Consider the following 11,816-nt stretch of genomic DNA (forward strand, 5'->3'; position numbering starts at 1 on the left):
TGGTCAATGTGGCGGCGCCGACATCAGTACCGCGCCCAGCAGTGTCATTACCGACGACGCGGTGGCGTGCCTCCGCCATATCTACGGCTGTAGTACTAAATCAGTGTTGTCCGATTTCCCGCGTCAGGCTCGCGCCGTCGACGGACATACTTTTTATTAGCCTAGCCACACCGACATCGACATCTCTGAAATCGACGCTGGATCTTTTGCTTATTGAGAATCTGATAAGATAACGTGGCCTAATACCGTGCGTTAATACATTGCGGACAGCCCAGTCGCCCGTAATTTGAACTACAACGTGATTTCCGTCGGGATCATCGAAGACCAAAGTTGGTTGCGGGTCAGACGGCCCAAACGCCCCCCTGTAAACCGCATATCCGTCACGCCATCCGATCAATCTTGAGCCATAGACTTCCTGTACTACCTCGTCACCCAGTGTGCCGTTGCGCGGATACGGTTTAACGACAATATCAAGTGAATTTTCGGCCAAGGGTGGAACTCTGCGACCCACAGTGGGATTCAGCGACGGATAGTCCACGACAATTCGAAAAAAATCGTCATGAACCTCAGGTCTATATTGCCGAGGAATCTTGAAAGACGTCGCGTTGCCCGCAGAAGGATTTGGTATTGAAAGACTGATATATTGATCGCTACCGTGAGCGAAGGGGGCCACCGATAAGCCGATGAGCAGGCCATAGACGTTGGCGTGGAAGGTTAAGGACAGTCTAGGACCGAGAAATCGCCGCTTTATCATGAAAAGTTTCATGCACTCTAATCCGACTCATATCGCCAAGGTGAGTCCTGACTCCAATACTCTGAAGCGAAAGCCGGACGCATGGTTGCGATGCTTGTTCTGAGAATGACAGCCAAGGTTTGTACTGCTGCACATATCTGAGCAGCTATCGCGAAGTGAATGTGCAGTTGGACTCAATAGCAGATCCCGTGCTTATCCTCGCGCGAAGGAAACCTGTACAAATCGCTTGCGCGAGACAATTAGCTTATTATTCTTTCTCCTCGAGAAAATACCAACAAACATCCTTCATGCCAGCCGATCCAAACTGCCATCATAAGCATACCACCCTATGACCATATGCAATTCCCGCCACCCCCAAGATAATTTATTAGAGCTGGCCGTCGATTCGAGCGAAATCATCCCCCTATTTTGGGTGCTATCTTAAGCTATCGATGTGCTCACGACTCCGTAATCTGATTGCAACACATTGTTAAACTCACTGCAATAGGCTGTTCATCCGCAAACGTTTTCCAATCAAGAAATTTCGCTACATCTGAATGCGTTGATCCGGTCCACGTCATTTGCAATGTTTTTTGGAAAATATGCATGTTGCATAAAATCAATAACTCCTTGGACCTGTCATCGCACCGACATCAATCCCGTGAGATTGGCATGACTTGACTCCCAGGCATCGATTCCATCGAACAGTCACCTCCAGGCAGAGGCCCGCACAGTGTGAAACCGAGTCGCGAGTCGCACGGGCCCGTTTTCTGGACTACTCGAACAAGACATTCTAAAAGCGCGTTTGAAAATTAGTCCCGGATGTGGTTTAAATGCAGGATGTGGAAAAAAGAATATCAGGATCGCCAGGTAAAGCTGGCCAAGAAGACGAAGCGATACCCCACCGACATGACTGATGTTGAATGGGCCGCGATCAAGGGACTGCTGCCGCGAGCGTCGTCGCGTGGCCGGCGTCGTCAGTGCGACTTGCGCGAAGTGATCAATGCGTTGCGCTATCTGGTGCGAGCGGGTTGCGGCTGGACAATGCTGCCGAAGAACTTTCCAGCCTGGCAGACCGTCTACTCGTGGTTCCGGCGGTTGATGCGCCGGTTCCTATTTCACGCGTTGCACGACGTGGTTCTGATGCTGGATCGGGAACTGGCGGGCCGGCAGCATTGCCCGAGCGCTGGTGTGATTGGCAGTCAGACGGTGAGGGCGCCGTCGGCGGACAAGCATGGCTACGATGCGGCGAAGAAGGTTGTTGGGCGCAAACGCCATATCGCAGTCGATACCGACGGCCGCTTGCTGATGGTCAATCTCACGCCGGCTGATATTGCCGACAGTACGGGGGCGAAGGCTGTGCTGGAAGCGGTAAGGAAGCGCTGGCCGCAAGTGAAGCATTTGTTTGCCGATGGCGCATATGACCGCACGGTCTTGATGGACAAGGCGGCCACGCTTGAGTTTGTCGTCGAAGTGGTGCGCCGCCACGGACAGCAGACGGGCTTTGTCGTGTTGCCCCGACGCTGGGTCGTGGAGCGTGCCTTCGGTTGGATGGTTCGCTGGCGTCGGCTGGTCCGTGACTACGAACAGCGCACCGATGCGTCGGAAGCCATGATCCATATCGCGATGGGTAGTCTGTTGCTACGGAGAATCGCCCATCCCTGATTTTTCAAACGGGCTCTTAAAGAACAGCCTGATTTTTATAAAGCCATGCATTTAAAAATACAATCAATTTTTGCGCATTCTACGGTATCCAGTTAAATAATTTACCGTGTAATTTCCTTACCTTGCGCGCAAATTACTTGTCAGGTAATGAAATACCAAAAGCAGCACTAACGGAGCCACAAATGAAGCGAACAACAAAACCTTCCTTATAGTAGCCGGCCCCCAACTGGATCCACCACTTGAGTTCATTAACACTTTTTCGTCATTACAGAAAATTGCAAGCCGTTTGGAGACGTTGCTAAGGGTTGCAAGAAAGAGATCTCCTCTGCTCGCGTCACCAGTAATGTTAACGGCCATATTGTTGACACGAGCGGTGACGGATGACCCCGCCCACTCAATTCTATAAGCATAACTTAGCAATAGACGAAGAGCCGCACACAATTCCTCATCCTTCGTAAGCTGACTATGCCAGCGATCAACGTCGGCACCAAAAACGTATAGACCTGACGCGATTTGCTTGCGTGCAAATTTTGGCAATATCGCTCCGAGACGCCTATTTTCTTTCCGGGAAAAGCCGATATCAAGCTTGTTACTGCAGCTAACTGGCATTGACACGATGTTCAAGCCGCGAAATCGCGTGAGATCCGCGTTATATTTCTTTAACAAATCGTCGAGATTTGACATGCAGATCTCCAATACTCGCTATTGATACGAGTTACCTTGGGAAAAAATCTGACCAGACCGGTCTGGCGAAAACGAATAGAAGGACTGCCCCACCGAACAATATGGCATTTCGCACACATCCCAATCCCCACATTTGAAGCAACACCGCTGGGGTTGTTATGACTTACGATACTCCACAGTGAAGACGCCAAGATCGTACCGGCTAGCCAGCCTTTCGTATTTGAACATGTTCGTCTTATTACTTTGAACTGTCAGTTGAGAAAACCATGAGAAAGGTCAACTCTCAGCCTAGCGTCAGAGCTAATTATTTATAGTTCTGAGTTAACTCATGCGGAATTATATCCTCTCTCCTAGATGCTGATCTAAACGATCGATGCACTCGTAGCGACGTAAGCCGATTGAAGCACATTGTTAATCCTGTTTCAATATCTTGCTCATGCGCAAACGTTGTCCATTCAGAAAATATCGTTCCTTGTAAACACTGGTTCAATAGAAATTATTTGGATTGCATATTTCTCGATTAAATATGCAATCGACATAAAATTGGAAATCGTGAGCTGATCACGACAAGCATGCGCGGCCTTGAGCGGGTCAAAGTCACCGCGGCGATCGTCAAAGGCCGCCTACGGTGTTTTCAGGCGGCTGAACGGCTGCAGCCTGGTGTGCGGCAAGTCAGCGGCTGTGCCAGCGCTACGAGGCCGCGGGTCCGGCTGGACTGGTTTCGGCCAAACGCGGGCGGCTGGGGAACCGCGAACTGTCCATCGACCTGCGGACCCAAGCCATGGCGCTAGTGCAGAATCACTACAACCTCGTGCATCGCGACGACGACGCGTTGATCGACGCACTGGCCGCCGAAGGCATCGCCTACGTGCCGTTCTTTCCGCTCGGCGGCTTCACGCCGATCCAGTCATCGGCGCTTTCTTCGGTTGCCGCTCGCCTGGACGTCACGCCGATGGCGCTCGCACTCGCGTGGCTCCTGCGGCGCTCGCCCAACATCCTGCTGATTCCGGGCACCTCGACGCTCTCGCACCTGCGGGAGAACGTGGCGGCCGCGCAGCTCGAACTCGCCGACGAGGTGCTCGTCGAGCTCGACGCCATCGGGAACGGCAGCGGCAGCGCGGGCGCGCACGCCTGACGGCTGCGCGCGGGCGCGGGGCCTCGCGCTCACGCGGCTTCGGCCGTCGCGAGCCGGCTCGCCAGCGCGTCGCGAATGAGCGCGACCGGCCGCACAAGGCGCCCCGGCAACGCCCTGTGCACGAGCCACACGTTCAGGCCCGAGCGAAAGTCGGTCGCGTCGATGATCTGCAACTGTTCGCGCAGCGGGCTGCGTGCGAGCGCATGCGGCGCGGCCAGTCCGATGCCCATGCCGCGCGCCACCAGCGAAAGTTGCAGCTCCGAGCCAAACGCTTCGACCGCGACGTTGAACGGCAGCCCCGCGATGCCCATGGCGCGACTGAGCGCCGAGCGCATGCCGCAGCCGTCCTGGTTCAGCACCCACGGATGATGGGCCAGCGCCGCGAGCGTCGTGGGCTCGTCGGGCAAGCCGAACGAGCGCGCCGCCACCACGAGGGTCGGCGTGTACCCGAGCTGCGTCGCCACGATGCCGTCCGGCGGCGAGAGCGCGGCGGGCAGGAGCACCACGGCCGCATCGAGCCGCGCGCGCTCGACCTCGTCGAGCAGTCCCGGCGACCAGCCCGCCCGCACGCGCAGGGTCAGCTTCGGAAACTCGCCGCGCAGTTGATCCACGGGCTGCTCCAGCGCCAGTTCCGAGAGAAACGGTGGCACGCCCAGCTTGAGTTCGCCCGCCGGCTCGCTCTGCGGCGAGGCGACGGACATCAGGTCGTCGACGGCGCGCAGCACCGAGCGCGCGAGGCCATACACCTCGTTGCCCGCCGCCGTGGGCTTGAGCGGCTTGCTCTGGCGGTCGAGAAGCTCGATGCCGAGCGTCGTCTCCAGGCTCTGCACGCGCCGCGTGAGGCCCGGCTGCGTGAGAAACAGCCGCTCCGACGCCCGCACGAGCGAGCCGCTTTCGACCACCGCCACAAAGGCTTCCAGATCTCGCGTATTCAAAACGACCCCGCATAAAGATTATCGCAATATTTCAATTGTCGCATATCGTAGTGCTCCCTACGATAACCGGACCGCTACATTCCGGAGTCCATTGATGGAGCATCCCGCCGAGACCTGTTCGCGCGTCCTGCCGCGCGAACCCCGCCGCACGGCCCACGCGGCCCGCGCCACCGAAGCCGCCAGCCACGCGACGCTCACCCTGCCGATGACGCTCTTCTTCGCCGCCGCCGTCGGCGTGATCGTCGTCAATCTGGCTGCCGCCCAGCCGCTCGCGGGGCTCGTGGGCCGGTCGCTGCATCTGCGCCCGGCTTTCGTCGGCGCGGTCGCCACGCTGCCGCAGCTCGGCTACGCCGCCGGCCTGCTGCTGCTCGTGCCGCTGTGCGACCTGCTTGAAAACCGGCGGCTCATTTTCCACACGCTGCTGGCTTGCGCGGCTTTCCTCGCGCTCGGGGCGCTGGCGCGCTCGGGCGCCCTCTTTCTCGCCGCGGTATTTTTCGCGGGCGCAACCTCGAGCGTGATCCAGATGCTCGTGCCGATGGCGGCGGCGATGGCGCCCGAAAGCCGGCGCGGACGCGCCGTCGGCAACGTGATGAGCGGCCTGATGCTGGGCATTCTGCTGTCGCGGCCGCTCGCGAGCCTGGTCGCCGGAACGCTCGGGTGGCGCGCGTTCTACGGCATCGAAGCCGTTGCCGATGCGTTGCTCGCCATCGTCCTTTTTCTGCGCACGCCGCGCCGCACGCCGGCCGTGGCCGCGCGCTACGCCGATCTGCTCCGTTCGCTCTGGACGCTGCTGCGCACCGAGCGCGTCCTGCGGCGCAGCGCCATTCTGGCGGCGCTCGCGCTCGGTGCGTTCTCGGCATTCTGGACGGCGATCGCCTTACTGCTTGCGCAGCCGCCGTTTTCGCTCGGCATGAACGGCATTGCCGCATTCGCGCTGGCTGGCGCGACTGGCGCGATCGTCACGCCGATGGCGGGCAGACTCGGCGATCGCGGCGCGGGGCACGCGGTCCAGTACGCCGCCCATGCGACGATGCCCGGCGCCGTGCTGCTGCTGGGCATGGCGGGCGCGGGCTGGGGCGGCTTCTCGCCCGCCGCGCATCCGGCGCTGGCGCTCGGCCTGCTGGTGGCCGGCGCGGCCGCGCTCGATGCAGGCGTCATTGCGGACCAGACGCTCGGGCGGCGCGCGATCAATCTGCTCAACCCCGCCGCGCGCGGGCGGCTCAACGCGATCTTCGTGGGAATGTTCTTCGTCGGCGGCGCGGCCGGCGCGCTCATGGCCGGCGCGGCGTGGGCGTGGGCGCGCTGGAGCGGTGTGTGCCTCGTCGCGCTCGGCTTCACGGTGGCGGTCATCGCGCTCGGAGTCGTTTATCGCGCAACGCCGGGCGCTGGCCGTTAGTAGCGAGGAATAGCGGTTTAGCGTCAATCGGTGGCCAATGCCGGCGTGTTCCACGCCCAAACGAAAGAGCCGTGGCTGAACCAGCCGCGGCTCTGGAATTCGCACTCACTCGCCACTGGGGTACGGGTGCAGCGGAACTCACCCGACTCCCGGTCAGCCGGCCAGGCGGCGCCGGGACGCTCATGCCTGCTGGTCCGCCCCATCCGCGGACTGCGCGGTGTCGTCGGCCTGTTTTTCCTCTTCCTTCTTTTCGAGTAGCTGCTCGACCTCTTTCGCACCTTCGAAGCCGGCAACCGCAGCGGCCGCTTTCGTCAGGAAGCCCGCGTTCGGATCGAGCTTCTCGGCCCCTTCGACAGCCGCCACTGCACCGGCAATTTCACCCACCTTGTCCAGAATGCCCATTTCATCCCTCCAGTTGAACCCTGCTTCCGGGCTGACGTGGCGATGTCTCGCCTCCCGTGCGCCGCACCATCCGATCCAGCGAGCGCGCCGCTTCATTGTGTGCCTGCCCGATGGCCACAGCAACCACGAACCCACTAATCTGACAATGGTTAACGATTCGGGAACCATCGATTTATTGCGATGCATCAATAGAATGACTATACTGACCGCGTCTCCTCCATGTCTCCCTTGACATGGTTCAAGCCCGCCTTCGTCGCGGGCTTTTCTTTTTTCCGCGCGGCACTGTCATCGGTCACGGCCCGCTCGCGCGCGCCGAGGCCCGCGCCGGCCGCTGGCATAGTCGCTGATCCGTTTTTTCCAGCCATTTTTCATTTCACTGCTGCAATGAAACTGCATGCCCGTCGCATGCACGACAAAACAGGAGTCGACCAGATTCGTCCTTCTCTAACGGTGCGCTCTTCAGTTCGAGTTAGCATCTAAACGTTGACCTCGTACAGAAAGCTCATGACGGACGCATCGGCCACAACGGGCTGACGAAAACCTGGACCAGTAGCCGCCTGCCTGTCGCTCGTTGCGCGACTTCGCGTTTGCGTCGGCCAGCGAAAACGCTCCCCCCGCCGTGGCGCGGCCACCTATAGGAAAAACCTTTCCATTCCATCGGGAAACAATATTTTCTCGGGATTGTGACCGGGTAGATTTCATGGGTGGCCGCACCAAATTGCGGCGTTTCGGGGCCTTCCCCGCCGATTCAGGACGACGACTCATGAACCTTTTCCAACACTGGAAGCACCACGTTGGCGCCGCCATAATGCTGGCCGCGAGTTTGTCCGCCCATGCGGACGATCTGCTTGGCCGCGTCAAGCAGCACGGCGAACTCCTCGTCGGGACCGAAATGCAATTCGCGCCATTCGACTTTCTGGAGAACGGCCAGCAAGCGGGCTTCAACAAGGATCTGTTCGCGGCCGTCGGCAAGATCATGGGCGTGAAAGTCCGCTTCATCGACCTTCCGTGGGACAGCGTGCTGCCCGGCCTCGACGCAAAGAAGTTCGATATGGTTGCAGGCCCGCTTACAGTCACGAAGGCGCGTATGGAACGCTACGCGTTCACCTATCCGATCGCCGATGCCACCGACGCGCTCCTCAAGCGCGCCAACGACGCGAGCATCAAACAGCCGTCGGATATCGCAGGCAAGGTCGTCGGCGCGCAAAAGAGCAGCGCGCAGAACGAGCAGTTGAAGACCTATGCCGCGACGCTCAAACAGACGCCGGAGGTGCGCGAGTACGTCGACAACAACCAGGCGTACGCCGATCTGGCGTCCGGCCGCCTGAGCGCCGTCGCAAACTCGCTCACGAATATTGCCTATGTTGCGAAGCAGCGTCCGGCCGTGTTCGCGGTCGTGCAGCCGGCGTTCGGCTCGAAGGTGTACTTTGCCTATTGCATGCGCAAGGATGCGGACAGCCAGTCGCTCGACGACGCCTTCAACGCAGCCATCAGCACGCTGAACAAGAACGGCGAATTGGCGGCACTGCAAAAGAAATGGTTCGGCGTGGCCGTGAGTCTGCCGATGGCCCTCCCGACGCCGAACACCTGATCGCGCGAAAAACCCTGCGCCACCCGCGCCTCACGCTTCGACAAGGCGATTCGATATGTTCAGTCTGAGCGCGTTCCTCGATGGCTTCCCGCTGCTGCTTCATGCCTCGATCATGACGCTGGCCGTTTCGGCGGCCGGTCTCGTGATCGGCTTCTTCGTCGCGCTCGTCGTCTGTGCGGCGCGGCTTTCCTCGAAACCCGCGTTACGGATTGCCGGCACGGCGTATGTGCGCGTGCTGCGCGGCATTCCGTTGCTCGTGCAACTTCTTCTGGTGTACTACTTGTTGCCGTTCATCGGCATCAACGTGCCGCCTGTCACGGCCGCCATCAGCGCGGTGTCGCTCTGCTCCGCGGCATACATCGCCGAAATTCTGCGCGGCGGTTTCCTCAATCTGGCGCGCGGACAAACCGAAGCGGCGCGCATGCTCGGACTGTCCGCGTTCGACCAGCTTCGGCGCGTGCAGATTCCACAAGTGCTGCGCTCGACTTTGCCGTCGCTCGTCAACGAGATGGTGTTGCTCATCAAGGCGTCGTCACTGATTTCGGTGGTCGGTGTCGCCGAGCTCACGCGCACCGCGCAGAACGTCGCGGCCAGCACGTACCAACCGCTCGAAGCGTATGCCGCGGCGGGCCTGATCTATTTCGTCCTGTGCGGCACGCTTGCGTTGATCGCGCACGGCGCGGAGCGGCGCTTGCGCGCCGCCTGACGCGCAAAAGGCATCCGGAACAGACCATGTCTCAATTCGACTTACACGTCATCACGGGCAATCTGCCGCAAATCGGCGCGGGCTTCGCCGCGACGATCGGCATGTGGCTCGCAAGCGTCGCACTCGGTGCAGCCATCGGCCTCGCGGTCGCGCTGTTGCAGAAAGTCGGCGCTCGCGCTGTGCGCGCGCTGCTGCGTGTGTATATCGAACTCTTTCGCGGCACACCGTTTCTCGTGCAGCTTTTTCTGCTCTATTACGGCGGCCCCGCGTTTGGCTTGATGCTTACGCCCGCCGTTGCGGGCGTCGCGAGTCTCGCGCTCTACGCAGGCGCGTATTTCGCCGAAGTTTTTCGCGGCGGCTTCGCGTCCGTGCCGCAAGGCCAGCTCGAAGCCGCCATGTGCCTCGGCCTCACGCGCTGGCAGGCGGTCTGGCGCATCGAGCTGCCGCAAATGCTGGCGCTGATCATGCCCGCGCTAGCCAATCTCGCGATCGTACTGAGCAAGGAAACGGCCGTGCTCTCGATCGTCACCGTGCCGGAACTCACGTTCGTGTTGACCGGCATCGGCTCCGCGACTTTCGCCTTCGTCGAAACGCTGCTCGTGCTGTGCGTCTGCTATTTGCTGCTCGTCGAAGCGGCGACGCTCGCCGGCAACTGGGCCGAGCGGCGCGTGAGCCGCTTCCTGGCATGAACACTGGAGATCTCCATGAATAGTCCGGCCGAAATCAGCGAACACGGCGCCGCCTTTGTGCGCGCGAGCCCGTCGCACGCCTCGTCCACGCCGCTCATCGACGTCAAGGGGCTGTACAAGCGATTCGGCCTCGCGGACATCTTGCGCGGCGTCGATCTGAGGATCGCGAAATCGGAAGTCGTCTGCATCATCGGGCCGTCGGGGTCCGGCAAGAGCACGCTGCTGCGCTGCATTGCGGGCCTTGAGACCTACGATCAAGGCGACGTGCGTATCGAAGGCGAATTGCTCGGTTATGTCGATCGCGGCGAGCGGCGCGTGCGCGCCTCGGCGCGCGACGTGAACCATGTGCGCCGCAACGTCGGCATGGTGTTTCAGCAATTCAACCTGTGGCCGCACATGACGGCGCTCGCGAACGTGAAGGAAGCGCTCCTGCGCGCGCGCGGGCTGTCGAATCAACAGGCGAGCGAGCGCGCAGGCAGGATGCTGGAGATGGTCGGTCTGTCACACAAGGGGGACGCGTATCCGTCGCGGCTGTCCGGCGGTCAGCAGCAGCGTGTCGCGATTGCGCGCGCGCTCGCCATGGAGCCGCACATCATGCTCTTCGACGAACCCACGTCGGCGCTCGACCCGGAACTCGTCGGCGAGGTGCTGCAGGTCATGAAGCAGCTCGCACGGGACGGCATGACCATGGTCGTCGTCACGCACGAAATGGGCTTCGCCGCGCAGATGGCCGATACCGTCGTCTTCATCGACCAGGGTCGCATTGCCGCGCGTGGCGCGCCGCAAAGCGTCTTTCGCGAGTCGGAGAATCCGCGTCTCAAGCAGTTCCTGCAAAACTATCTGGACCGCAACGCGTTCTGGTCGGGCACGCCCGGCGCGTCGAATCCATCTTGATGCCTCGTCCTCCATCGCCGCGGCGGCGCGCCTTCCCGCATGCAACGCCGCGAGCCAACCGCCCTTCTTCCTCGAGTCCCCTGTAGATCTTTCATCATGAGCGAATCTGAACTGCGCATCGATCTGGCCGCCGCTTTCCGGTGCTTCGCACGACTGAACATGCACGAAGCCGTCGCGAATCATTTGAGCGTGGCGGTGTCGGACGATGGCCGCCGCTTCCTGACCAACCCGAAGTGGATGCACTTCTCTCGCGTCAAGGCGAGCGATCTCGTGCTGCTCGACGCCGACGATGCCGCCAGCCTCGCTGGGGGCAAAGTCGATCCGACGACGTGGGCGATTCACGGCCAGTTGCATCGACGTCTGCCGCACGTGCGCGTCGCCATGCATCTGCACCCGGTCTACGCAACGGCAATTTCCACGCTCGAAGATCCCACGATCCTGCCGATCGAGCAGAATACCAGCCGGTATTTCAAACGCGTCGCTTTCGACACCGCGTTTTCCGGCATGGCCGATTCCGAGGACGAAGGGGCGCGTCTCGTCGCCCTGCTGGACGGCAAGTCGCGCCTGATGATGGGCAATCACGGCGTCATGGTGTGCGCGCCGACCATCGGCGAAGCGTTCGACGACATGTACACGCTCGAGCGCGCCTGCCAGATTCTCGTCAACGCCTATGCAACCGGCAAGCCGCTGCGCGTGCTTTCTGACGCCGTCGCCGAACGCACCGCGCGCGACTGGGAAAGCATTGCCGACTTCTCGATCGCGCACTTCGAAGAAATGAAGAAGGTGCTCGATGCGGAAGATCCGTCTTATCGCGATTGATTTCAGCCCATGAAAATGGGCGCGTGCGAATCAGCGCACGCGCCCTCTGCACTGCGCTTCGCAACGAGACTTAGAAGCTGTTGCGAAATTAAGTTTCTGGGCTGTTAACTTTTCTGACTTGGTGTTAACTTCCTGTCTTGTTTTGCCCGACAGGAAGCGATGCCTAA

At 60.4% G+C, this 11,816-nt stretch carries 11 protein-coding genes and 1 pseudogene; 8 read left to right on the plus strand and 4 right to left on the minus strand.

The window, feature by feature from the left end:
- Positions 1-100: 100 nt before the first annotated feature.
- Positions 101-766 (minus strand): hypothetical protein, encoded by a 666-nt coding sequence (locus BLU17_RS32905; protein WP_143189398.1) that lies wholly within the window; start codon positions 764-766, stop codon positions 101-103.
- 807 nt (positions 767-1,573) lie between these two features.
- Here BLU17_RS32905 and BLU17_RS31645 point away from each other — a divergent pair.
- Positions 1,574-2,398, plus strand: a complete 825-nt coding sequence (locus BLU17_RS31645; protein WP_092006591.1) for an IS5 family transposase — start codon at positions 1,574-1,576, stop codon at positions 2,396-2,398.
- 117 nt (positions 2,399-2,515) lie between these two features.
- Here the strand turns inward: BLU17_RS31645 and BLU17_RS32910 are convergent, their stop codons facing one another.
- A complete protein-coding gene (locus BLU17_RS32910) occupies positions 2,516-3,082 on the minus strand; it encodes a hypothetical protein (protein ID WP_143189399.1) in 567 nt (188 codons plus the stop codon).
- Between the two features lie 787 nt (positions 3,083-3,869).
- Here BLU17_RS32910 and BLU17_RS31650 point away from each other — a divergent pair.
- Positions 3,870-4,217, plus strand: a pseudogene (locus tag BLU17_RS31650) (aldo/keto reductase); the annotation flags it as partial.
- Positions 4,218-4,246: 29 nt separating this feature from the next.
- On the opposite strand, the gene BLU17_RS31655 reads toward BLU17_RS31650, so the two are convergent.
- Positions 4,247-5,152: a LysR family transcriptional regulator gene (locus BLU17_RS31655; protein WP_092006566.1), complete on the minus strand. Its 906-nt coding sequence runs from the start codon at positions 5,150-5,152 to the stop codon at positions 4,247-4,249.
- A gap of 94 nt (positions 5,153-5,246) precedes the next feature.
- On the opposite strand from BLU17_RS31655, the gene BLU17_RS31660 reads away from it, so the two are divergent.
- A complete protein-coding gene (locus BLU17_RS31660) occupies positions 5,247-6,548 on the plus strand; it encodes an MFS transporter (protein WP_092006569.1) in 1,302 nt (433 codons plus the stop codon).
- Between the two features lie 180 nt (positions 6,549-6,728).
- Here BLU17_RS31660 and BLU17_RS31665 read toward each other — a convergent pair whose 3' ends face one another.
- Complete coding sequence (locus tag BLU17_RS31665; RefSeq protein ID WP_092006572.1) at positions 6,729-6,950, minus strand: hypothetical protein; 222 nt, start codon at positions 6,948-6,950, stop codon at positions 6,729-6,731.
- A gap of 763 nt (positions 6,951-7,713) precedes the next feature.
- On the opposite strand from BLU17_RS31665, the gene BLU17_RS31670 reads away from it, so the two are divergent.
- The 5 genes from BLU17_RS31670 to BLU17_RS31690 all read left to right on the plus strand — a co-directional run bounded on the left by BLU17_RS31670 (position 7,714) and on the right by BLU17_RS31690 (position 11,649).
- Complete coding sequence (locus BLU17_RS31670) at positions 7,714-8,541, plus strand: transporter substrate-binding domain-containing protein (RefSeq protein ID WP_092006577.1); 828 nt, start codon at positions 7,714-7,716, stop codon at positions 8,539-8,541.
- 55 nt (positions 8,542-8,596) lie between these two features.
- Entirely contained in the window at positions 8,597-9,247 is a 651-nt protein-coding gene (locus tag BLU17_RS31675) for an amino acid ABC transporter permease (RefSeq protein WP_092006580.1), read from the plus strand.
- Positions 9,248-9,273: 26 nt separating this feature from the next.
- Positions 9,274-9,936 (plus strand): amino acid ABC transporter permease, encoded by a 663-nt coding sequence (locus BLU17_RS31680; RefSeq protein WP_092006583.1) that lies wholly within the window; start codon positions 9,274-9,276, stop codon positions 9,934-9,936.
- Between the two features lie 15 nt (positions 9,937-9,951).
- Positions 9,952-10,830 (plus strand): amino acid ABC transporter ATP-binding protein, encoded by an 879-nt coding sequence (locus tag BLU17_RS31685; RefSeq protein ID WP_092006586.1) that lies wholly within the window; start codon positions 9,952-9,954, stop codon positions 10,828-10,830.
- A gap of 96 nt (positions 10,831-10,926) precedes the next feature.
- A complete protein-coding gene (locus BLU17_RS31690) occupies positions 10,927-11,649 on the plus strand; it encodes a class II aldolase and adducin N-terminal domain-containing protein (RefSeq protein WP_092006589.1) in 723 nt (240 codons plus the stop codon).
- The last annotated feature ends 167 nt before the right edge of the window (positions 11,650-11,816 follow it).

This window comes from Paraburkholderia lycopersici (assembly GCF_900096975.1).
In the GTDB taxonomy this organism is placed as follows: domain Bacteria; phylum Pseudomonadota; class Gammaproteobacteria; order Burkholderiales; family Burkholderiaceae; genus Paraburkholderia; species Paraburkholderia lycopersici.

Excerpts from the sequence above, each read along its gene's own strand:
- BLU17_RS31690 (WP_092006589.1), top strand. The coding sequence starts at position 10,927 with ATGAGCGAATCTGAACTGCGCATCGATCTGGCCGCCGCTTTCCGGTGC.
- BLU17_RS32905 (WP_143189398.1), bottom strand. The coding sequence starts at position 766 with ATGAAACTTTTCATGATAAAGCGGCGATTTCTCGGTCCTAGACTGTCC.
- BLU17_RS31670 (WP_092006577.1), top strand. The coding sequence starts at position 7,714 with ATGAACCTTTTCCAACACTGGAAGCACCACGTTGGCGCCGCCATAATG.
- BLU17_RS31675 (WP_092006580.1), top strand. The coding sequence starts at position 8,597 with ATGTTCAGTCTGAGCGCGTTCCTCGATGGCTTCCCGCTGCTGCTTCAT.
- BLU17_RS31665 (WP_092006572.1), bottom strand. The coding sequence starts at position 6,950 with ATGGGCATTCTGGACAAGGTGGGTGAAATTGCCGGTGCAGTGGCGGCT.
- BLU17_RS31660 (WP_092006569.1), top strand. The coding sequence starts at position 5,247 with ATGGAGCATCCCGCCGAGACCTGTTCGCGCGTCCTGCCGCGCGAACCC.
- BLU17_RS32910 (WP_143189399.1), bottom strand. The coding sequence starts at position 3,082 with ATGTCAAATCTCGACGATTTGTTAAAGAAATATAACGCGGATCTCACG.
- BLU17_RS31680 (WP_092006583.1), top strand. The coding sequence starts at position 9,274 with ATGTCTCAATTCGACTTACACGTCATCACGGGCAATCTGCCGCAAATC.
- BLU17_RS31685 (WP_092006586.1), top strand. The coding sequence starts at position 9,952 with ATGAATAGTCCGGCCGAAATCAGCGAACACGGCGCCGCCTTTGTGCGC.
- BLU17_RS31645 (WP_092006591.1), top strand. The coding sequence starts at position 1,574 with ATGTGGAAAAAAGAATATCAGGATCGCCAGGTAAAGCTGGCCAAGAAG.